The organism is Enterobacter sp. KB-221C9, assembly GCF_041320715.1.
Classification (GTDB): Bacteria; Pseudomonadota; Gammaproteobacteria; order Enterobacterales; family Enterobacteriaceae; genus Enterobacter; species Enterobacter asburiae_D.
Genome location: NZ_JBGIWG010000001.1, coordinates 64,845 through 88,298, shown reverse-complemented (window position 1 = coordinate 88,298; position 23,454 = coordinate 64,845). Strand labels below are relative to the sequence as shown.

Annotated in this window: 16 protein-coding genes; 6 read left to right on the top strand and 10 right to left on the bottom strand. The window is 55.9% G+C overall.

The window, feature by feature from the left end; translation table 11 throughout:
* Positions 1 to 133 precede the first annotated feature (133 nt).
* From focA to pflA, 3 genes are all read left to right on the top strand, one after another.
* Positions 134 to 991, top strand: a complete 858-nt coding sequence (gene focA / locus AB8846_RS00385) for a formate transporter FocA (RefSeq protein WP_008499974.1) — start codon at positions 134 to 136, stop codon at positions 989 to 991.
* 51 nt (positions 992 to 1,042) lie between these two features.
* Entirely contained in the window at positions 1,043 to 3,325 is a 2,283-nt protein-coding gene (gene pflB / locus AB8846_RS00380; protein WP_063144422.1) for a formate C-acetyltransferase, read from the top strand.
* A gap of 203 nt (positions 3,326 to 3,528) precedes the next feature.
* Positions 3,529 to 4,269, top strand: a complete 741-nt coding sequence (gene pflA / locus AB8846_RS00375) for a pyruvate formate lyase 1-activating protein (RefSeq protein ID WP_063144423.1) — start codon at positions 3,529 to 3,531, stop codon at positions 4,267 to 4,269.
* A gap of 35 nt (positions 4,270 to 4,304) precedes the next feature.
* On the opposite strand, the gene AB8846_RS00370 is transcribed toward pflA, so the two are convergent.
* From AB8846_RS00370 to lrp, 10 genes are all read right to left on the bottom strand, one after another.
* A complete protein-coding gene (locus tag AB8846_RS00370; RefSeq protein ID WP_331412838.1) occupies positions 4,305 to 4,826 on the bottom strand; it encodes an anti-virulence regulator CigR family protein in 522 nt (173 codons plus the stop codon).
* A 123-nt stretch (positions 4,827 to 4,949) separates the two neighbouring features.
* Complete coding sequence (locus tag AB8846_RS00365; RefSeq protein ID WP_023335120.1) at positions 4,950 to 6,098, bottom strand: MFS transporter; 1,149 nt, start codon at positions 6,096 to 6,098, stop codon at positions 4,950 to 4,952.
* Between the two features lie 275 nt (positions 6,099 to 6,373).
* Complete coding sequence (locus AB8846_RS00360; RefSeq protein ID WP_331412839.1) at positions 6,374 to 7,237, bottom strand: dimethyl sulfoxide reductase anchor subunit family protein; 864 nt, start codon at positions 7,235 to 7,237, stop codon at positions 6,374 to 6,376.
* Position 7,238: 1 nt separating this feature from the next.
* On the bottom strand, positions 7,239 to 7,856 hold the full coding sequence (locus AB8846_RS00355) for a DMSO/selenate family reductase complex B subunit (protein WP_021240882.1): 618 nt from the start codon (positions 7,854 to 7,856) through the stop codon (positions 7,239 to 7,241).
* 10 nt (positions 7,857 to 7,866) lie between these two features.
* Positions 7,867 to 10,311 (bottom strand): dimethylsulfoxide reductase subunit A, encoded by a 2,445-nt coding sequence (gene dmsA, locus AB8846_RS00350; RefSeq protein WP_331412841.1) that lies wholly within the window; start codon positions 10,309 to 10,311, stop codon positions 7,867 to 7,869.
* Positions 10,312 to 10,522: 211 nt separating this feature from the next.
* The gene (gene serS, locus AB8846_RS00345; RefSeq protein WP_370731756.1) at positions 10,523 to 11,815 is read right to left on the bottom strand and encodes a serine--tRNA ligase; all 1,293 of its coding nucleotides are present in this window, start codon (positions 11,813 to 11,815) and stop codon (positions 10,523 to 10,525) included.
* A gap of 92 nt (positions 11,816 to 11,907) precedes the next feature.
* The gene (gene rarA / locus AB8846_RS00340; protein ID WP_370731755.1) at positions 11,908 to 13,251 is read right to left on the bottom strand and encodes a replication-associated recombination protein RarA; all 1,344 of its coding nucleotides are present in this window, start codon (positions 13,249 to 13,251) and stop codon (positions 11,908 to 11,910) included.
* Between the two features lie 9 nt (positions 13,252 to 13,260).
* A complete protein-coding gene (lolA, locus tag AB8846_RS00335) occupies positions 13,261 to 13,875 on the bottom strand; it encodes an outer membrane lipoprotein chaperone LolA (RefSeq protein ID WP_023310983.1) in 615 nt (204 codons plus the stop codon).
* 128 nt (positions 13,876 to 14,003) lie between these two features.
* Complete coding sequence (locus tag AB8846_RS00330; protein WP_370731754.1) at positions 14,004 to 17,693, bottom strand: DNA translocase FtsK 4TM domain-containing protein; 3,690 nt, start codon at positions 17,691 to 17,693, stop codon at positions 14,004 to 14,006.
* A gap of 135 nt (positions 17,694 to 17,828) precedes the next feature.
* Positions 17,829 to 18,323, bottom strand: coding sequence for a leucine-responsive transcriptional regulator Lrp (gene lrp / locus AB8846_RS00325; RefSeq protein ID WP_002439523.1), 495 nt, complete (start codon positions 18,321 to 18,323; stop codon positions 17,829 to 17,831).
* A gap of 544 nt (positions 18,324 to 18,867) precedes the next feature.
* Here lrp and trxB point away from each other — a divergent pair.
* From trxB to cydC, 3 genes are all read left to right on the top strand, one after another.
* Positions 18,868 to 19,836 (top strand): thioredoxin-disulfide reductase, encoded by a 969-nt coding sequence (gene trxB / locus AB8846_RS00320; RefSeq protein ID WP_032638969.1) that lies wholly within the window; start codon positions 18,868 to 18,870, stop codon positions 19,834 to 19,836.
* A gap of 114 nt (positions 19,837 to 19,950) precedes the next feature.
* Positions 19,951 to 21,717, top strand: coding sequence for a cysteine/glutathione ABC transporter permease/ATP-binding protein CydD (gene cydD / locus AB8846_RS00315; protein ID WP_159513768.1), 1,767 nt, complete (start codon positions 19,951 to 19,953; stop codon positions 21,715 to 21,717).
* Positions 21,717 to 23,438 (top strand): cysteine/glutathione ABC transporter ATP-binding protein/permease CydC, encoded by a 1,722-nt coding sequence (gene cydC, locus AB8846_RS00310; RefSeq protein ID WP_370731753.1) that lies wholly within the window; start codon positions 21,717 to 21,719, stop codon positions 23,436 to 23,438. Before cydD ends, cydC begins: the two co-directional genes overlap by 1 nt.
* Positions 23,439 to 23,454 lie beyond the last annotated feature (16 nt).

Below are 23,454 nucleotides of genomic sequence, written 5' to 3'. Positions count from 1 at the left end.
ACTTACTCCGCATTTGTCGTAAAACCATACACACTGCGGGCCTATAAGCCAGGCGAGATATGATCTATATCAATTTCTCTTCTATAATGCTTTGTTAGTATCTCGTCGCCGACTTAATAAAGAGAGAGTTAGTGTGAAAGCTGACAACCCTTTTGATCTTTTACTCCCTGCTGCGATGGCCAAAGTTGCCGAAGAAGCAGGTGTCTATAAAGCAACGAAACACCCGATGAAGACGTTCTATCTGGCGATCACGGCTGGTGTGTTCATCTCTATCGCTTTCGTCTTCTACATCACCGCCACCACCGGTACTGCCGGAATGCCTTTCGGCATGGCCAAACTGATTGGCGGCATTTGCTTCTCACTGGGTCTGATTCTCTGCGTCATCTGCGGCGCCGACCTCTTCACCTCAACGGTGCTGATTGTCGTGGCAAAGGCCAGCGGAAGAATTACCTGGGGTCAGCTGGCACGTAACTGGCTTAACGTCTACGTGGGTAACCTGGTTGGCTGTCTGCTCTTTGTTTTGTTGATGTGGCTTTCTGGCGAGTACATGACCGCCAACGGTGGCTGGGGCCTTAACGTCCTGCAAACCGCCGACCACAAAATGCACCACACATTTATCGAAGCCGTTGCTCTCGGCATCCTCGCTAACCTGATGGTCTGCCTGGCTGTATGGATGAGCTACTCGGGTCGTAGCCTGATGGACAAAGCCTTAATTATGGTTCTGCCGGTTGCGATGTTTGTTGCCAGCGGCTTTGAGCACAGTATCGCGAATATGTTCATGATCCCAATGGGCATAGTCATCCGCGACTTTGCGAGCCCGGAGTTCTGGACCGCAGTTGGTTCATCCCCGGAAAGTTTCTCTCACCTGACTATTATGAATTTCATTACTGATAACCTGATCCCTGTCACTATCGGGAACATTATCGGTGGGGGTCTGTTAGTTGGGTTGACATACTGGGTCATTTACCTGCGTGGCGACGATCATCATTGATGGTTTTCTCAGGCAGTAAATAAAAAATCCACTTAAGAAGGTAGGTGTTACATGTCCGAGCTTAATGAAAAGTTAGCCACAGCCTGGGAAGGTTTTGCGAAAGGTGACTGGCAGAATGAAGTAAACGTACGTGACTTCATTCAGAAAAACTATACCCCGTATGAAGGTGACGAATCCTTCCTGGCTGGCGCAACTGAAGCGACCACCAAGCTGTGGGACAGCGTTATGGAAGGCGTTAAACTGGAAAACCGCACTCACGCGCCAGTTGATTTTGACACCTCCGTTGCTTCCACCATCACTTCTCACGATGCTGGCTACATCAACAAAGCCCTTGAGAAAATCGTTGGTCTGCAGACTGAAGCACCACTGAAACGCGCAATCATCCCGTTTGGTGGTATCAAAATGGTTGAAGGTTCCTGCAAAGCGTATAACCGCGAGCTGGACCCAATGCTGAAAAAAATCTTCACCGAATACCGCAAAACCCACAACCAGGGTGTATTCGATGTTTACACCAAAGACATTCTGAACTGCCGTAAATCTGGCGTTCTGACCGGTCTGCCAGATGCGTATGGCCGTGGCCGTATCATCGGTGACTACCGTCGTGTTGCGCTGTACGGTATCGACTTCCTGCTGAAAGACAAATACGCACAGTTCGTCTCCCTGCAGTCTGACCTGGAAAACGGCGTAAACCTGGAAGCGACTATCCGTCTGCGTGAAGAAATCGCTGAACAGCACCGCGCGCTGGGTCAGATCAAAGAAATGGCTGCCAAATATGGCTGCGATATCTCTGGTCCTGCGACCAACGCTCAGGAAGCTATCCAGTGGACCTACTTCGGCTACCTGGCCGCGGTTAAGTCTCAGAACGGTGCTGCAATGTCCTTCGGTCGTGTATCCACCTTCCTGGATGCGTACATCGAACGCGACATCAAAGCAGGCAAAATCACCGAGCAAGACGCTCAGGAAATGATTGACCACTTGGTCATGAAACTGCGTATGGTTCGCTTCCTGCGTACCCCTGAATACGATGAGCTGTTCTCTGGTGACCCAATCTGGGCAACTGAATCCATCGGTGGTATGGGCGTTGACGGCCGTACTCTGGTAACCAAAAACAGCTTCCGCTTCCTGAACACCCTGTACACCATGGGTCCTTCTCCGGAGCCGAACATCACCGTTCTGTGGTCTGAAAAACTGCCTCTGAACTTCAAGAAATTCGCGGCTAAAGTGTCTATCGATACCTCTTCTCTGCAGTACGAGAACGATGACCTGATGCGTCCGGACTTCAACAACGACGATTACGCTATCGCTTGCTGCGTAAGCCCAATGGTTGTTGGTAAACAAATGCAGTTCTTCGGTGCGCGTGCAAACCTGGCGAAAACCATGCTGTACGCAATCAACGGCGGCGTTGATGAAAAACTGAAAATGCAGGTTGGTCCTAAGTCTGAGCCGATCAAAGGCGACGTTCTGAACTTCGACGAAGTGATGGAGCGTATGGATCACTTCATGGACTGGCTGGCTAAACAGTACGTCACTGCACTGAACGTCATCCACTACATGCACGACAAGTACAGCTACGAAGCCTCTCTGATGGCGCTGCACGACCGTGACGTTGTTCGCACCATGGCGTGTGGTATCGCTGGTCTGTCCGTTGCAGCTGACTCCCTGTCTGCAATCAAATATGCGAAAGTTAAACCAATTCGTGACGAAGACGGCCTGGCTGTTGACTTCGAAATCGAAGGTGAATACCCGCAGTTTGGTAACAACGACTCTCGCGTTGATGACATGGCGGTTGACCTGGTAGAACGTTTCATGAAGAAAATTCAGAAACTGACGACTTACCGTAACGCTATCCCGACTCAGTCTGTTCTGACCATCACCTCTAACGTTGTGTATGGTAAGAAAACCGGTAATACCCCAGACGGTCGTCGTGCTGGCGCGCCATTCGGCCCAGGTGCTAACCCAATGCACGGTCGTGACCAGAAAGGTGCAGTTGCCTCTCTGACTTCCGTTGCTAAACTGCCGTTTGCTTACGCGAAAGATGGTATCTCTTATACCTTCTCTATCGTGCCAAACGCGCTGGGTAAAGACGACGAAGTGCGTAAAACTAACCTCGCGGGTCTGATGGATGGTTACTTCCACCACGAAGCGTCCATCGAAGGTGGTCAGCACCTGAACGTGAACGTCATGAACCGTGAAATGCTGCTCGACGCGATGGAACACCCTGAGAAATATCCTCAGCTGACCATCCGCGTATCTGGCTACGCAGTACGTTTTAACTCCCTGACTAAAGAACAGCAGCAGGACGTTATCACCCGTACTTTCACTCAGTCCATGTAAGTGGAATTGACTGAAATCACGCGTTAAAAAGCGTACAATAAAGGCTCCACGTCAGTGGGGCCTTTTTAGCACCTTCTCCACCTCAGTCTCTTTTGTCCGCTATCTATACTTAATGGATAACAGCCAAAACAGACTTAACACAGCCGGCTTTGAGCTGTGCATACACAGGCCCTGGACGGGCCGATGCTGGAGATATCACCGCAATGTCAATTATTGGTCGCATTCACTCCTTTGAATCCTGTGGCACCGTCGATGGCCCGGGCATCCGCTTTATCACCTTTTTCCAGGGCTGCCTGATGCGCTGCCTGTACTGCCATAACCGTGACACCTGGGATACGCACGGCGGTAAAGAAGTGACCGTTGAAGAATTGATGAAAGAGGTGGTGACCTACCGCCACTTTATGAACGCGTCCGGCGGCGGCGTCACCGCATCCGGCGGTGAAGCCATTCTGCAGGCTGAATTTGTCCGCGACTGGTTCCGTGCCTGCCGCAAAGAAGGCATTCATACCTGTCTCGATACCAACGGCTTTGTACGCCGCTACGATCCGGTTATCGACGAGCTGCTCGAAGTGACCGATCTGGTGATGCTCGATCTCAAACAGATGAACGATGAGATCCACCAGAACCTCGTTGGCGTTTCAAACCACCGCACGCTGGAATTTGCCAAATACATTGCCGATAAAGGCATTAAAACCTGGATCCGCTACGTGGTTGTGCCTGGCTGGTCAGATGATGACGATTCCGCGCACCGCCTCGGGGAATTTACCCGCGATATGGGCAACGTCGAAAAAATCGAGCTTCTGCCCTATCATGAGCTGGGTAAACATAAATGGGTGGCAATGGGCGAAGAGTACAAACTCGATGGCGTGAAGCCGCCGAAGAAAGAGACGATGGAACGCGTCAAAGGTATTCTTGAGCAGTACGGCCACAAGGTGATGTATTAAAGAAAGGCCCGGTGAGAACCGGGCCTTTTTATATTCTATTTAAAGACGCCGTTAATAATGGACGTCACAATGGCTGTACTCAACGCAATTAAGACCAGGTCGTCACCCACTACCCGCCACTCATAGCCTGGATAGGAAGGAAGCTGACCCAGCATAGAGGCTGGCACGGCCTTCTTCGCAATGCCCGGAGGCAACGGCTTACCGCGCGCCAGGTTTTTCGCGATACCCGGAGGCAGAGACTTGTAGCCCGTTAAGCCGTAATTCAGGGCCAGATGGCGAGCATGATCGAAACTCACGCGCGCGTCGACATCATTACCGACATCTTTGCTGTTTTTAACGCTCTTATCAGATTTACCAGGGTTTTCCTGACCGTTATTTTGCTTATTACCATGGTTACCAGAATTCCCGTTACCATGACTGCCGCTGTTACCCTGTCCGCCACCGTTTCCGTGACCATTGCCATTCCCGTTTCCAGGATTAGCCATGACTGGAGCCGTTGCAAACGTTAAAGACAACACTACGGCAAGTGCGGTAGTGGAAAAACGACGAATAGACATGATTGATGCCTTATAGTGGTAGGACTCACATGAATTATCGTCTGACGCAATAAACAAACAATAAGTAAAACTCTTAGTTGTGACAGGGACAAAAAAGCCTGTCATCGACAGGCTTTTAATTAATCAGGCATGAGCCACAGGCGTTGGGTGTTCGCCCACTTTACGCAGCAGCATTAAGAGATAAATAAACGATACGCTGGCGATCATGATAAACAATAAATTATCAGAGTAATTCTGCATCAGCATCGCGGTAAACGTCGGCCCTAATAAACTGCCGATGGTATAGCTCAGTAACAGCGCCTGGTTCATTGCCACCAGCTGGTGATGTTCCACTTTCTCACAGGCCCAGGCCATCGCAACCGGATAGAGCGTAAAGCCAGCGGCCCCGAGAATAAACAGCGCAGGCGCCATTGCGGCATTGCTGAGCATGGCAAGGCAGCCCATGATGACCACGAAGACCTGAACGCGCAGCACCAACAGACGACCGAAACGGTCCGCCAGACGGCCAATCGGCCACTGCCCGACGATCCCCGCACTCACCATGACCGCCATCCAGAAGCCAATTCCGGAATCGCTGACGCCCTGATGATTCAGATAGAGCGGCATCAGGCCATAGAGCGAGCCCAGTACAATCCCCGAGATAATGCAGCCGTTTACGCCCAGACGCGCCTGACGGAGTCTGAGCATTGGCCAGACGTGGGTTGCTTCCTGATGCTCGCTGTTCTGGTTCACAATGCGCGTGAAGAGCAGCGGCAGGATCGCGGCCAGCACCATGCCCGTGACCCACGGCAGAACGCTCATCAGGTCGGTTGGCAGCTTGCTGACCATCAGTTGACCCAGCACGGTACCGACGTAGTAAACCATCATGTAGGCTGCCAGCAGGCGTCCGCGGTTGCGGGAGGTGCCGCTGCACATCAGCGCACTTTCAACGACCACCCAAATCATCGCGCAGCCTACGCCAGCGATAAAGCGCCATGCCATCCAGCTCCAGAAGCCGACCATCAGGCCCAGCCCGGCACACCCGGCGGCGAAAATCAGCGAAGCCAGATAATAGCTGCGATTAAAGCCAAAGCGCTTAATCAGGCTCCCGGTGACCAGCGTCCCCAGCAGGTTGCCGGTAAAAAAGGACGAGCTGACCATACCCACCTGCCAGGTCGGTAAGTTTTCATGGGCGAGCCACAGCGGGACGAGCGTATTTAACACTGCGATCGCCAGGGTCAACAGAAGCAGGCCACAGAGCAACAAAAGCACTGGCCGGGTATAGGTGGTCATGGATTAAAAACCGTGAGGAAGTTCAGATTTCGTGCGCATCATGCCACTGGCAAAAACAAAGTCAATCCACTGATTTAGCCGCCTCGCACAATATGTTCCCTGTCGATTTAAAAAACTTATCCTGCTAATGCCACGCCTGCTATAGATATTAATTATGTATCTGTTTTTATTTATTAATGGGCAAAATTAAAACAAAACGACAGTCGAAAAATTTCATGATCGAAAAAAGAAAAAGCCGGGCACTCGGGCCCGGCTTGATATAACGAAATGCAACGCTAGCTGGCGATAGCCATACCAACGGTCATATGCAACCCGTAGAACACACCGCGGCCAATCAGTTCACCCGCCAGTACCAGCACAAAGGCCAGCGACAGCAGCGGCAGTGCGGGCTGATATCCTTTGAGCTGGGGCGCGATCCAGAATACCAACGCCGCGACCAGCAGAACGATGCGCCAGGCCATCAGAGAACCGTAGTCCGGCACCAGGGCAGAAGCCTGCTGGATAGAGCTGTGAATGGTTGCCAGTTCGGCACCCTGCATCAGGGCGACCATCGCACTCACCACCAGCGCCAGCAGTGAAACAGCGGGCAGCAAACGCATTGCCCACCCGTCTACGCCCGCCACGCGCAGCAGCAGGTAGCCCAGCAGCGGCCCGCCGATAAACATCGTCAGGAAGAAGCTCATCGGCGTCCAGACGCTGTACCAGGTAGGGACGGTATCAATAGTGTTATAGACACGCACCATCATCCACACGAACACCACGCCCAGTACCATCGTCACGATCAGCCACAGGCTGCGCAGACCCGCAGGCAATTTCTTCATCGCGGCCAGCAGCCAGCCCAGCCCACCGACGGCAAAGAAAATTGCCCCGCTGGCAATCTCGTTACTGAGGGATGAGGCCCCCACGCGGTTCAGAGAGTTAAACGCGCGCATCGGTGACCCCAGGTGCAGCGTAGAGGCGATAAAGCCAATTCCCATCAACACCCACAGGCCAAACATGCTCAACACCAGACGCTGTTGCTGCTCAGCATTAAGACGACCTTTCAACAGCGCCAGCGCGAGCACGATAAAACCGCCCGCCACGCACTGGCCAAAGACCGTGAAGATCATCAGCGGCCATTCATGCCATCCACTTCCCATCTCACACCTCCTTCGGATTTGCCAGGTAGCCGGTGGTGTCACCTGTAGGACGGCTGTTGGCGTTAGGTTTAATCACAATGCTCGGCTTCGTGAAGTGCGCAGACGGCAGCGGTGCCACTGCGGCAAGCTGACCGTGTTTTTGACGCAGCTCTTCAATCGGGCCGAAGTCCAGCGCGCGCAGCGGACAGGACTCGACGCAAATCGGCTTTTTGCCATCCGCCACGCGGGTGTGGCAACCGTCGCATTTCGTCATATGACCTTTGGCGGCGTTGTACTGCGGCGCGCCGTACGGGCAGGCCATATGGCAGTACCGACAGCCGATGCAGACATCTTCATCCACCACCACAAAACCGTCTTCACGCTTGTGCATCGCCCCGCTCGGGCAGACCTTGGTGCAGGCCGGATCTTCACAGTGGTTACAGGCAATCGACAGGTAATAGGCAAAGACGTTTTGATGCCAGACGCCGTTATCTTCCTGCCAGTCACCACCGGCGTATTCGTAAATACGGCGGAAGCTGACGTCCGGGGTTAGGTCTTTGTAATCTTTACAGGCCAGCTCGCAGGTTTTGCACCCGGTGCAACGGCTGGAATCAATAAAAAATCCATACTGGGTTGTCATCGGTTACTCCTTAAACCTTTTCAACCTGGACAAGGTTTGTGTGGGATGGGTTGCCCTTCGCCAGCGGCGACGGACGCTGCGTGGTCAGCACGTTAATACTGCCCGCCTGGTCGATGCGGTTGGCATCGGGGCTGTACCAGGCCCCTTCCCCCAGCGCCACCACGCCTGGCATCATGCGCGGCGTCACTTTGGCCTCAATGTGCACCTCGCCGCGACCGTTGAAGATGCGTACGCGATCGCCATTGCCGATGCCGCGTGCTTTGGCATCCATCGGGTTGATCCACATCTCCTGACGGCAGGCGGCTTTCAGTACGTCGACGTTACCGTAGGTGGAGTGCACGCGCGCTTTGTAGTGGAAACCGGTCAGCTGCAGCGGGAATTTCGCCGTCAGCGGATCGTTGTAGTTTTCGAAACCTGGCGTGTAGATCGGCAGCGGATCGATAACGTCCCCTTCCGGCAGCTCCCATGTCGACGCGATTTTTGCCAGCTCTTCGGAGTAGATTTCGATTTTGCCCGACGGGGTAGTCAGCGGGTTCGCCTGCGGGTCTTCACGGAACGCTTTGTACGCCACGTGATGCCCTTCCGGATCGCGCTGTTTGTACATACCCTGCTTGCGGAAGGTATCGAAATCCGGCAGGTCAGGGATCGCCTTACGGGAGAGTTCATGCAGATGGCGCATCCACCCTTCCTGAGTACGTCCCTCGGTAAACTGCTGCTCAACGCCAAGACGTTTCGCCAGCTCAGAGGTCATCTCATAAATGGTTTTGCACTCGAAGCGCGGTTTGATGGCCTGATCGGTGAAGATCACGTAGGACATGTTGCCGCAAGAGGCGTCCAGGGCGAAATCCATCTGCTCAGAGGCGGTGCAGTCCGGCAGCAGGATATCGGCATATTTAGCCGAGGAGGTCATGTGGCAGTCAATCACCACAATCATCTCGCACTTCTTGTCATCCTGCAGGATTTCATGGGTGCGGTTGATTTCAGAGTGCTGGTTGATGAGGCAGTTACCGGCATAGTTCCAGATCATCTTGATCGGCACGTCCAGCTTGTCCTTGCCGCGCACGCCGTCGCGCAGGGCGGTCATTTCCGGGCCACGTTCGATCGCATCGGTCCACATAAACATGGAGATGCTGGTCTGAACAGGGTTATCCAGCGTCGGCATACGTTCAAACGGCACTTCATACGAGCCTTCACGCGCGCCGGTGTTACCGCCGTGAATGCCCACGTTACCCGTCAGAATGGAGAGCATAGAGATGGCACGGGTCGCGATTTCGCCGTTCGCATGACGCTGCGGTCCCCAGCCCTGGCTGATATAGGCCGGTTTGGCTGAGCCAATCTCACGCGCCAGCTGAACGATACGCTCCACCGGGATCCCGGTGATGGTGGACGCCCACTCGGGCGTTTTCGCCACGCCATCGCTGCCCTGACCGAGAATGTAGGCTTTGTAATGCCCGTTAGCAGGCGCGCTGGCTGGCAGGGTTTTCTCGTCATAGCCGACGCAGTATTTATCCAGGAAAGGCTGATCGACGAGGTTTTCGGTGATCATCACCCATGCCAGCGCTGAAACCAATGCCGCATCGGTACCCGGACGGATTGGGATCCACTCGTCTTCACGTCCGGCACCGGTGTCGGTATAGCGCGGATCGATGATGATCATGCGGGCATTGGATTTGGCGCGGGCCTGTTCGAGGTAGTAGGTTACCCCGCCGCCGCTCATGCGGGTTTCACCCGGGTTGTTACCGAACAGGACGACCAGCTTACTGTTTTCGATATCAGACGGGCTGTTGCCGTCCGCCCAGCCGCCATAGGTGTAGTTCAGGCCAGCAGCGATCTGCGCTGAGGAGTAGTCGCCGTAGTGGTTCAGATAACCGCCGCAGCAGTTCATCAGGCGCGCCACCAGCGTTTTACCCGGTGGCCAGGAGCGGGTCAGCGTGCCGCCGAGCGTTCCGGTACCGTAGTTCAGGTAGATGGATTCGTTGCCGTACTCTTTGATAAGGCGCTGCATGTTGGTGGCGATGATGTCGTAGGCTTCATCCCAGCTAATGCGCTCGAACTTCCCTTCACCACGCTTACCGACGCGCTTCATCGGATATTTCAGGCGGTCCGGGTTGTACACGCGACGGCGCATGGAGCGACCGCGCAGACAGGCGCGAACCTGATGTAACCCTTCGTAGTTATCGTCCCCGGTATTATCGGTTTCGACATATTTAATTTCACCATCCACCACATGCATACGCAGCGGACAACGGCTACCGCAGTTTACGGTACAGGCACTCCACACCACTTTTTCCGGCGTGGTGGCCGGGGACAGTGCATCTGCCGCCGACGCCAGTCGGGTAAAAGGGAGCGTGAAGGCACTACTGGCTACGGCCAGGCCGCCAATTGCCGTGGTTTTCATCAACCCACGGCGAGTGACCTCGGCAGCCATTAATGCTTCAGGCGCGTTGATTTTCATAGAGACTCACTTTGGTTGCTCACAAAGAAAAGAGAGGCGGCGCATACCGCTATGTAGTTTTATATATAACGAGTTTCTTCGTTATCAGCTTTTTATGCTGACTTTCATTCGGAGGAGTATTACTACTTTAGAGGGAGAGGTTATTGCTTCGTATCAAATCAAAGGCATAAAAAAAGCGCCCTGAGGCGCTTTTTTGTTTTAAGACAAATTATTAGCCGATGTACTGCTGGCCTTTCATGTACGGACGCAGCACTTCCGGGATCTCAATACGACCGTCCGCCTGCTGGTAGTTTTCCAGCACGGCAACCAGCGTACGGCCCACAGCCAGACCAGAACCGTTCAGGGTATGCACCAGACGGGTTTTCTTGTCAAATTTGCTGCGGCAGCGAGCCTGCATGCGGCGCGCCTGAAAATCCCAGACGTTAGAGCAGGAGGAGATTTCACGGTAGGTATTCTGCGCAGGCACCCACACTTCCAGATCGAAAGTCTTGCAGGCACCGAAGCCCATATCACCGGTACACAGGGCCATACGACGGTATGGCAGACCCAGCAGCTCCAGCACTTTCTCAGCGTGGCCGGTCATCTCTTCCAGCGCGTCCATGGACTCTTCAGGACGGACGATCTGCACCATCTCAACTTTGTCGAACTGGTGCATACGGATCAGACCGCGCGTGTCGCGACCGTAAGATCCTGCTTCAGAGCGGAAGCACGGAGAGTGTGCAGTCAGCTTAATTGGCAGGTCGTCTTCATCGATGATCTCATCACGCACGAGGTTAGTCAGCGGCACTTCAGCGGTTGGGATCAGCGCGTAGTTGCTGCTGTCGGCTTCCTCGTCCAGCGGACGGGTATGGAACAGATCGCCGGCAAATTTCGGCAGCTGACCCGTACCATACAGCGTATCGTGGTTGACCAGATACGGCACGTAGGTTTCGCTGTAGCCGTGCTGCTCGGTGTGCAGATCCAGCATGAACTGCGCCAGCGCGCGGTGCAGATGGGCAATCTGGCCTTTCATCACCACGAAGCGAGAACCGGTCAGCTTAACCGCCGCCGCAAAGTCCAGGCCCGCGTGCATTTCGCCCAGCGTCACGTGATCGCGCACTTCGAAGTCAAACTCACGAGGCGTACCCCAGCGTTTCACTTCAACGTTGTCGTTCTCATCTTTGCCGACAGGCACGCTGTCGTCAGGAATATTCGGGATAGCCAGGGCGATATCACGAATTTCGGCCTGAAGAACGTCCAGCTCAGCTTTAGCCTGATCCAGTTCTTCACCCAGTTTGTTCACTTCCAGGCGTAATGGCTCAATATCTTCCCCGCGCGCTTTCGCCTGGCCGATGGATTTCGATCGAGAGTTACGCTCTGCCTGCAGATTTTCAGTTTGTACCTGCAGTACTTTACGACGCTCTTCAAGAGCGCGCAGCTTATCTACATCCAGCTTAAAGCCCCGGCGTGCCAGTTTTTCAGCGACTGCGTCTGGCTCATTACGCAGCAGATTGGGATCGAGCATGCTTATCCTGTGCTTATCGAATTAAAATAGGAAAATGTGACCACAGCCTGCGGCCACAAGGATACATTGCCAACATTACCGCAACGATTGAACTAACGGTAGCGTTTTATAGGGCTATTTTGATCCTGTCCGGCGAGCCAGGTGAGCTTTTCACCAATCTTGCCTTCAAGACCTCTGTTTGTGGGGCGATAATAGCGCGTTTGTGCCATCTCCTGCGGGAAATACTCCTCCCCGGCAGCGTAGGCATTGGGTTCGTCGTGAGCGTAGCGATACCCCTGCCCGTAACCCATCTCTTTCATCAGCTTGGTCGGCGCGTTACGCAGGTGAACCGGCACATCGTAGTCCGGGCGTTCGCGCGCGTCGGACATCGCCGCTTTGAACGCGGTATAAACCGCATTGCTTTTCGGTGCGCAGGCCAGATAGACAATCGCCTGTGCAATGGCTCGTTCGCCTTCTGCAGGTCCAACGCGGGTGAAGCAATCCCAGGCCGAAAGCGCGACCTGCATGGCGCGAGGATCGGCATTGCCGACATCTTCTGACGCAATCGCCAGGCAGCGACGCGCGACATATAACGGATCGCCGCCCGCAGTGATAATGCGCGCGTACCAGTAAAGCGCCGCATCCGGCGCGCTGCCGCGCACGGACTTATGCAGCGCCGAGATCAGGTCGTAAAAACGATCGCCTTTGTTATCGAAACGCGCGCTGCGTTCACCGGCAATTTCGGTGAGAAGCTCCTGCTTCAGCACCCGCTTACCGGCATCGTCGACTTCAGCCATATCGGCCATCATTTCCAGCGTATTCAGCGCCCGACGCGCATCGCCGTTGACCAGCTCGGCAATCGCACGACGCGTGTCGTCAGGCAGAACGATATCCTGCCCGCCGTAGCCGCGCGCTTTGTCGTCCATCGCCTGGGTGAGAACCTTTTCGATATCCTCGGTAGTCAGCGATTTGAGCAGGTAAACGCGCGCGCGGGAAAGCAGCGCCGAATTCAGTTCAAACGACGGGTTTTCGGTGGTCGCACCGATGAAGAAGATCGTGCCGTCTTCAATATGCGGCAGGAAGGCATCCTGCTGGCTCTTGTTGAAGCGGTGGACTTCGTCCACGAAGAGGATAGTGCGCCGCCCGGCATTGCGGTTCTGCCGCGCACGTTCGATCGCCTCACGGATCTCTTTCACGCCGGAGGTGACCGCCGAGATGCGTTCAACGTCCGCGTTGGCATAGCGGGCGATCACTTCTGCAAGCGTGGTCTTGCCGGTGCCAGGGGGACCCCAGAGGATCATGGAGTGAAGATGCCCGGCCTCAATGGCGCGCGGCAATGGCTTACCGGCAGCCAGCAGGTGCTGCTGGCCGATGTACTGCGCTAAATTTTCTGGCCGCATACGAGCGGCCAGAGGTTGAAACGCGTTATCTGAAAAATCGAGCGACAGATTGCCCACTCACGCCTCTTACTTATTGCGTTGGTCGTCCACCGTTACGCCCTGCGGCGGGGTAAAGGTGAATTTCGATGCATCAACGGCGCCGTTCTGCTGAGACTTGAGCTGGTAGCTGCTACGCTGATCGTCCTGCTCAACCGCGCCGAACTGATTAATGGTACCGTTGGTGCTTACGTTAATGGTGAACTGCTTCAGGTTGCCGTTGCTGCCTTTCGGCGTCAGGACAAACTCGTCACCCGTCTGTTTAATATTGTACTGCTGCCAGTCGCTGGACTGGTTACGGGCAATCAGCATAAACGGCGTATTGCTGGTGGCATCTTTCAGCCAGGTCGCCGTTGCCTGCTCAACGAACGGGTTGAAGAACCATAAGGTTTTGCCGTCAGACACCAGGATGCTCTCATCCGGCTGGGTCATGTGCCAGTTGAACAGATTTGGGCGTTTTACCCACAAATCTCCCTGGCCTTCCTGCACCGCGTTGCCGCTGCCGTCAGTCACTTTTTGCGTGAAGCTGGCGTGGAAGCTGCTTACTTTATCCAGTCGGCTTTTAAGGTCGCTGGCCGCATCAGCCCAGACGCTGCTGGCGACAAAACTGGTGAGTAATGCACAGGCGATGGCGATTTTTTTCATTGTTATTCCTTAAAATACGTCTTCCCGATATGGGGTTTCCGTCTTCTATTCTGGACCTGCCCGAAGGCAGGCGACAGAAGAAAATGCTTAATTTTGGCTGATTTACCCTTCTTTGCAATCGCTGAAGGTTAATCAAACGGCGGCGGTGCCAGCACCTCGCGGTTACCGTTATGCCCCTGCTCGCTCACAATGCCCTGCGCTTCCATCTGCTCGATGATACGCGCTGCGCGGTTATAGCCGATGCGGAACTGACGCTGCACGCCAGAGATGGACGCTTTGCGTTTTTCGGTAACGAAGTTAACCGCCTGATCGAATAACGGATCCAGCTCTTCACCGCCGTCGAAGCCGCCGCCGCCGCCTTCGCTTTCCGTATCATTGGTAATGCCGTCAACATATTGTGGACGACCGCGCGCTTTCCAGTCCTGCACGACGGCGTGAACTTCCTCATCGCGGACGAACGCACCGTGGACACGCACTGGAGAGGTGGAGTTCGGGCCGGAATAGAGCATGTCACCCATACCCAGCAGCGACTCTGCGCCGCCCTGGTCAAGAATGGTACGGGAGTCAATTTTACTGGATACGGTAAAGGCTATACGCGTCGGGATGTTCGCTTTGATAAGACCGGTGATAACGTCCACAGAAGGACGCTGGGTCGCCAGCACAAGGTGAATACCGGCCGCACGCGCTTTCTGCGCCAGACGGGCAATCAGCTCTTCCACTTTCTTACCGACGGTCATCATCAGGTCAGCGAATTCATCGACCAGCACGACGATATAAGGCAGTTTTTCCAGCACCGGATGCTGGGCATCCATGCTGTCACCCGGCTTCCAGTAAGGGTCTGGGATTGGACGTCCCATACGCACCGCCTGGGCGATTTTCTCGTTATAACCGGCCAGGTTACGCACGCCCAGCGCAGACATCAGCTTGTAGCGGCGCTCCATCTCATTGACGCTCCAGCGCAGGGCGTTGGCGGCGTCCTTCATGTCGGTCACAACTTCGGTCAGCAGATGCGGGATGCCTTCGTAGACCGACAGTTCGAGCATTTTCGGGTCGATCATGATGAAACGAACATCTTCCGGCTGCGCTTTATAAAGCATGCTGAGGATCATGGCGTTCACGCCGACAGACTTACCGGAACCGGTGGTACCCGCCACCAGCAGGTGAGGCATTTTCGCGAGATCTGCCACTACCGGATCGCCCGCAATATCTTTACCCAGCACCACGGTCAGCGGGGATGGGTTATCGCGGAACTTGGTGTTATCCAGCACTTCACGCAGGTAGACGGTCTGACGTTTCTTGTTCGGCAGCTCAAGGCCAACGTAAGGTTTGCCTGGAATCACTTCCACCACACGCACCGCCACGGTCGACAGAGAACGCGCCAGGTCGCGGGACAGGTTGGAAATGCGCGCGGCTTTAACGCCAGGCGCCAGGTTCAGTTCAAAACGGGTGATAACAGGACCCGGCGAGTAGTTCACCACGTCCGCCTTGATGCGGAAATCAGCCAGACGGGCTTCAACCAGACGCGCCATTTGTTCGAGCGCGAAGGTATCGACCGGCTCCACTTCTGACGGCGGCGGCGTTAACAGATCCAGAGACGGCAGCGGCGTGCTTGGACGCTGCAGCGGACGGCTGTCACCGTTACGCATCAGGAGCGGGTGAATCAGGCTCTCCTGCGGCTGAGGCGCAGGCTGCTGGAACTGCGGCGGCTGTGGGGGCTGCTGCGGTTGCGCATACGGCTGCTGAACAGCTTGTTGTGGCTGCGCGTAGGCCTGTGGTACTGGCTGCTGGCGCACAGGCTCTGCTTCCGGCATCACGCTCGGGGTAAATAAAGGCTCGCTCGGGCCATCATCCACCAGATCCTTCATCGGCGAGAATTCAAAATCTGACAGCGAGAACGGATTTGCACCAGCCGGTTGTTCACCGGAATAGCGCTGCTGCTGGGTGGCAGCAAACTGGCGCGCCAGTTCTGCTTCTGCCGCGTCCTCTTCGTCTTCCAGCACCGGTTCATCGTGCTGATATTCTTCACCGTAGCGCTGATTCTGCTGCGCAGCGAACTGGCGGGCCAGCTCGTCCTGCTGCATTTCATCCGCGTCATCTTCGTACTCAGGCTCGCGCGCTTTCTCTTCGGCCATACGCTGGGAAGGCAGCTTGATACCATAAGAGGCAAGCTCACGGCGGGTTGGAACGCGAACGCGGTTAGGGCGAGGCAGTTGCGGACCAATCCCCTCCTTCACCTGAGGACGTGGCGCGCCCCCTGTTGCCAGGCTAAAGACAGGCGTCGCCACGGCAGCGGCCGCGGTAGCCTGCTTCACGCTTTCCGCTACGGGTGCGACTGCAGGTGTCGGGTCGACCGGTGGAACGGAAACAGAAGGCGCTTTCGTCACCGGCTCCTGCACCGGTTCAGGCACGGGCTGATACCAGGCCGCCAGCTGCTCGCGTTCACGCGCGCGACGCTCTTCAACTTCTTCAAAATAGTACATAGGTGGACGAGAGGGTTTTACCTCTTCCACGATTTCAGGTTCAGGCTGCGGCTCAACATAAGGCTGCGCAGGTTCAACCGGTTCAGGCGCATACTCCTGATAAGGTTGGGCCACAGGCTGCTCATAGTGCGGGTAATCTTGCGGTTCATACGCAGGCTGCGGCGGCTGGTAAGGCTGCTGCCACTGCTCCTGCTGCACAGGGATGTAGCTTTCAGGTTCTGGCGCGATAACGGGCTCCGGCGTGTGAACGCCCGGCGCAGTCTGCCAGTCAACCTGAGGTTGCTGAATGACGGATTCCGGCGGCGAAACCGGCGCGGACGGCATCACGGCGTCGACAGGCGCGGCATACGCCTGCGCAGCGGTCGTCGCGGCGGCGGCAGCCGCAACCGGCTCGGTAACAGAGTGGCCATTTAACAGCGGATCGTATTCGTCGAAGTCACCCGGCGTGGCCCGGCTGCCGGAGAAGAGCACATCGTCAGGATCGACGGCGACACCCGCCGCGCGATACGCCACCTGCTCGTCTTCATCCATACGTTTACCGGAGAAGAGTGCCGCATCGGTTTTACGGCCAAGCGGGTTGGCAAATTTCTCAGCAACACGCTGACGACGCGCCAGCGCGCCGCGCAGAATACGCGCGCGACGAGATTCGCGACGCTGCACAGGGGCATCGTCTTCCTCTTCATCTTCGTATTCATCTTCATCAACCCACGTATCGTCACGGCGGGTACGGTTGCTGGCGAAGGTCAGAATAGTGAGGATAAAACTGCCGATCTTCTCGGCAATGCTCACCCAGGACCAGCCGGTGAATAACGTCAGCCCCGCCGCCCAGATGCAGAGCAGCGCCAGCGTGCCGCCGCTGCTGTGCAGCATCGGCTGTAGCGCGGAACTGAGTAAGCTGCCGATCACCCCGCCAGAGGCGAAGTACCAGATATCATCCGCATTAATTGCTGCCAGCCCGCACGAGGTGAGGATCAGAGCCAGCGCGCCAATCAGGCGCAGAGACACGGCGAAATAGTCGATGTAATCATCGTTTTGACGATGACGCCACGCAAACCAGCACCCGCCAATGATAATGACGGGAAGGGTGTAGGCCATCACACCGAAAATGAAAAACAGCGTGTCCGCAAGCCAGGCACCGGGGACACCGCCTAAATTATGGATAGGCTCATGCCATGCAGTTTGTGACCAGCTGGGATCTGAGGGGTTGAAACTGAGTAAGGCTGCCATCAGCCAGACGGCAAAAAGGGCAATAACAATCAGCAAAGCCTCGAGGAGACGACGTCCGCTGCTTAGCTTCGATAGTGTGACTTCTTTGTCTTCAGTGTATTCCTGGCTCAAGAAAGGCTCTCCAGGTATCAGGCATATCCTGCCTGTTTGCTAAAACGGACAACAGCGCCGGGACTCCCCGGCACTGTTGCTGTATGGATTAACAGGAGTGTAATCAAACTACGCTGATTTTGCACCTGTTCCGTGTTAGCGCGTCTTAATAACCAGACGATTGCTCTGTTTGACCTCTTCCATCACCACATATGTACGGGTGTCGTTCACGCCTGGCAGACGCAGCAGGGTTTCCCCCAGCAGCTTACGGTAGGCGGACATATCAGGCACACGGGTTTTCAACAGGTAGTCGAAATCACCGGATACCAGGTGACACTCTTGAATTTCTTCAAGTTTTTGTACAGCGGAGTTAAATTGCTCAAACACATCCGGCGCACCACGATTCAGAGTAATCTCAACAAATACCAGAAGTGAGGCATCCAGATAATGCGGGTTCAGCAGAGCCGTATAGCCCTGAATAAAACCCTGTCTTTCCAGTCGGCGCACACGCTCAAGGCACGGCGTCGGGGAAAGTCCCACACGTTTTGAAAGCTCGACGTTGGAAATACGCCCATCCTTTTGCAATTCATTAAGAATGTTACGATCGATACGGTCGAGATCTTTGCCAGGGCGCTTCTTGCTATCTACCATTATTATTGTCTCTCTGTATTCCTTCCCTACTCCTGCCTGGACCCTGTGCACATCACTGTTCAGAGCCTGTACCCGTTAGTCATCACATCGCCTGGTTTTGTATTAGACGCGATGCGGATTCGGGTTCTGTTGGTAAGAAGACCGTTGCCCGAAAGCAGTCACCGACATCACGTATGGCGTCTGTCCACGCCATGCGTAGATTTCACTGACCCGGTAAAAATGGCATTTACGTGCATGCCTATGCGGCATACGGTTAACGCGGTTTTTTTTCTTCCTTGAATGTTTTCGCAAAAGCGCAGGGGATTGTCAAAGCAAAACATCGTTTTTTAGTACAACATGCCGGATATTCATTACGGCAGGGTATTAATCCTCATTTTATTGCCTTACAAACGAGCGATTTTCAGGAGAAAGCGTGATGTTATAGCGCCTCATTCATCGTCCGTGGCTATTACACAGATTGATATCAAAATTGCTGCGCTCTTTTTTTACGACAACAAATTCCCTACAATCCAGCCAAATGTCTGCCAACAACAATGGGGATCTCATGGGCACGGCCAAACACAGTAAGCTGCTAATCCTTGGTTCTGGACCTGCGGGATATACCGCAGCGGTCTATGCTGCACGCGCTAACCTGCACCCGGTACTCATCACCGGTATGGAAAAAGGCGGTCAGCTGACCACCACCACCGAAGTGGAAAACTGGCCAGGGGACCCGAACGACCTGACCGGGCCGCTGCTGATGGAACGTATGCACGAGCATGCCGCCAAATTCGAAACCGAAATTCTGTTCGACCACATCAATAAGGTCGATCTGCAGAACCGTCCGTTCCGCCTGACGGGCGACAGCGGCGAATACACCTGTGACGCGCTGATCATCGCCACCGGTGCCTCTGCCCGTTACCTCGGTCTGCCATCCGAAGAAGCGTTCAAAGGCCGCGGCGTCTCTGCCTGCGCAACCTGCGACGGTTTCTTCTACCGCAATCAGAAAGTCGCGGTCATCGGCGGCGGCAACACCGCAGTAGAAGAAGCGCTCTACCTGGCGAACATTGCCTCTGAAGTGCACCTGATCCACCGTCGCGAAACCTTCCGCGCGGAGAAAATCCTGATCAAACGTCTGATGGATAAAGTGGCAAGCGGCAACATCGTGCTGCACACCAACCGTACCCTCGAAGAGGTGACGGGCGACCAGATGGGCGTTGCCGGCCTGCGTATCCGTGATACCCAGAACACCGATAACGTCGAAACGCTTGAAGTGGCGGGTCTGTTTGTGGCGATCGGCCACAGCCCGAACACCGCGATCTTCGACGGTCAGCTGGAGCTGGAAAACGGCTACATCAAAGTGCAGTCCGGCATTCACGGTAACGCGACCCAGACCAGCATCCCGGGCGTTTTCGCGGCTGGCGACGTGATGGACCATATTTATCGTCAGGCGATTACCTCTGCGGGCACCGGCTGTATGGCCGCGCTGGACGCTGAACGCTACCTCGATGGACTGGCTGAACAAGGTAAATAATCTTTACAAGTCAGTAACAAACGTAAATAAAGGCGGCGATAAGTCGCCTTTATTGTCTCCCCGTTGTAACATTGCGCTGCCCAATTTCTAATAACGTCACCTGCAAAGTACGCAATGGAAAAAACCCGTCAACAAGAGTTAACACGCTGGCTGAAACAGCAAAGCGTTATTTCCCGCCGCTGGCTTACGATTTCCCGTCTCTTGGGATTCGTTAGCGGTCTGTTGATTGTTGCCCAGGCATGGCTGCTGGCCCGCATTCTTAATCACATGATCATGGAGAACATCCCGCGCGAGGCACTCCTGCTGCCCTTTATTGTCCTGATCCTGATTTTTATCCTGCGCGCCTGGGTGGTGTGGCTGCGTGAGCGCGTCGGTTTTCACGCCGGACAGCACATCCGCTACGAGATCCGCCGTCAGGTGCTGGATCGCCTTCAGGAAGCCGGGCCCGCGTGGATACAGGGTAAACCGGCCGGTAGCTGGGCGACGCTGATCCTTGAGCAGATTGACGATATGCACGACTACTATGCGCGCTATCTGCCGCAGATGGCCCTTGCCGTCTTCGTTCCGCTGCTGATCGTGATCGCCATCTTCCCGGTGAACTGGATGGCTGCGCTGATTCTGATGGGCACCGCCCCGCTGATCCCGCTGTTTATGGCGCTGGTCGGCATGGGGGCAGCGGATGCCAACCGCCGTAACTTCCTGGCATTGGGTCGCCTGAGCGGCCATTTCCTCGATCGTCTGCGCGGCATGGAGACGTTACGCATTTTTGGCCGCGGTGAAGCAGAGACCGAAAATATTCGCCAGGCATCGCAGGACTTCCGTCAGCGCACCATGGAAGTGTTACGCCTCGCCTTCTTGTCTTCCGGCGTACTGGAATTCTTTACCTCACTGTCGATTGCCCTCGTGGCGGTCTACTTCGGCTTCTCCTACCTCGGCGCGCTGGATTTCGGCCATTACGGGACGGCGGTGACCCTTTCCGCCGGGTTCCTGGCGCTGATCCTGGCCCCGGAGTTTTTCCAGCCGCTTCGCGATCTGGGGACCTTCTATCACGCCAAAGCGCAGGCGGTTGGCGCAGCCGATAGCCTGAAAACGTTCCTGGAAACGCCGCTGGCACACCCGGAGCGCGGTGACGTGACGCTGAATGCTAAAGACCCCGTGACCATCGAAGCGCAGGACTTTTCCATTCTGTCACCCGAAGGCAAAGTGCTCGCGGGTCCGCTGAACTTTACCTTACCTGCCGGACAACGCGTGGTGCTCGTCGGCACCAGCGGTTCCGGGAAAAGCTCTCTGCTGAATGCGCTATCCGGTTTTATGGCCTACACGGGTTCACTGCGGATCAACAAAACCGAACTGCGCAACCTCGATCCTGACGCCTGGCGCAAACAGCTCAGTTGGGTCGGCCAAAACCCGCAGCTTCCAGCCTCAACGCTGCGTGAAAACGTCCTGCTGGCGCGCCCGGATGCGCGTGAAGATGAACTGCAATCGGTTCTCGACCGCGCCTGGGTCAGCGAGTTTCTGCCGCTGCTCCCGCAAGGTGTAGATACCGTGGTCGGCGACCAGTCCGCAGGGCTGTCGGTCGGACAGGCGCAGCGTGTGGCGGTTGCCCGCGCGTTGTTGAATCCTTGCCAGCTGATGCTGCTGGATGAGCCTGCCGCCAGCCTGGATGCCCACAGCGAACAGCGCGTAATGGAGGCCCTGAACGCCGCCTCCCGGCAGCAAACCACCCTGATGGTCACCCATCAGCTGGAAGGCATTGCCGACTGGGACCAGATCTGGGTCATGGAGAACGGCCGTCTTGTTGAGCAAGGCGATTACGCCTCTCTCGTTGCCGCGCAGGGACCGTTTGCCGCCCTGCTGGCGAACCGTCAGGAGGACATCTGATGCGTGCTCTGCTGCCTTATCTTGCGCTCTATAAACGCCACAAATGGATGCTGACGCTGGGGATTGTGCTGGCGATTGTCACGCTGCTCGCCAGCATCGGCCTGCTCACGCTTTCCGGCTGGTTCCTGTCGGCCTCGGCCGTCGCGGGCTTTGCCGGATTGTACAGCTTCAACTATATGCTCCCTGCTGCCGGTGTTCGCGGTACCGCCATCACCCGTACTGCCGGACGCTATTTCGAACGGCTGGTCAGCCACGACGCCACTTTCCGCGTGCTGCAGCACCTGCGCATCTACACCTTCAGCAAGCTGCTGCCCCTCTCCCCTGCCGGGCTGGCGCGTTTTCGTCAGGGTGAGCTACTCAACCGCGTCGTTGCGGATGTCGACACGCTGGATCACCTGTACCTGCGCGTGATCTCCCCGATCGTGGGCGCGTTTGTGGTGATTGTGGTGGTTACGCTGGGGCTATCTGTTCTGGATGTTCCCGTTGCGCTGACGCTGGGCGGGATCATGCTGTTGACGCTGATCGTTCTGCCGCCGCTGTTTTACCGCGCCGGGAAATCCACCGGGGAAAATCTGACGCGTCTGCGCGGGGACTACCGCCAGCAGCTAACCTCCTGGCTTCAGGGGCAGGCAGAGCTGACGATTTTTGGTGCCAGCAAGCGCTACCGTGCCCGGATGGAAAGTACGGAGCTGAACTGGCATGAGGCCCAGCGCCGCCAGTCGGAGCTGACGGCCTTCTCTCAGGCGCTGATGATGTTAATTGGCGGCGTGGCGGTGATTGCCATGCTGTGGCTGGCCTCCGGCGATGTCGGGGGGAATTCACAGCCGGGTCCTCTTATTGCCCTTTTCGTCTTCTGCGCGCTGGCGGCGTTTGAAGCGCTGGCCCCGGTGACGGGTGCCTTCCAGCATCTGGGACAGGTCATCGCCTCTGCCCTGCGCATCACCCAGATTGCGGAGCAGGAGCCTGAAGTCACGTTCAGTGCCGGGCAAACCGCTGTACCAGAGCAGGTTGCGCTAACGCTTGAAGATGTCACCTTCGCCTACGACAAACAGGCGCAGAACGCGCTCGACGGTATCAACCTTTCTGTTAAGGCAGGACAGCGGATTGCGATCCTCGGCCGTACCGGCTGCGGTAAATCGACGCTGCTGCAGTTGCTGACCCGCGCCTGGGATCCGCAGCGCGGTCAGATTCGTTTTAATAATACGTTGCTGACTGATTTCAGCGAGCAGGCCCTGCGCAAGACCGTGAGCGTCGTTCCACAGCGCGTGCATCTGTTTAGCGCCACGCTGCGCGATAACCTGCTGCTGGCCGCGCCAGAGGCCTCTGATGATGCGCTTCGCGCCGTGCTGGAGCAGGTCGGACTGCAAAAGCTGCTTGAGGACGAGGGGTTGAACAGCTGGCTTGGCGAAGGTGGCCGTCAGCTCTCCGGCGGCGAGCTGCGCCGTCTAGCCATTGCGCGTGCGCTGCTGCACGATGCGCCGCTGATGCTGCTCGACGAGCCCACCGAAGGACTGGACGCCACGACCGAGAGCCAAATTCTTGATTTGCTGGCGAATGTAATGACCGGCAAAACTGTGCTGATGGTCACGCACCGCCTGCGCGGACTGGCGAGCTTTGATCGGATAATTGTGATGGACAACGGGCACATTATTGAGCAAGGTAATCACACAGAACTGTTGGCAAAACAGGGTCGCTACTACCAGTTTAAACAGCGTCTGTAGACTATATTTGTAGCGT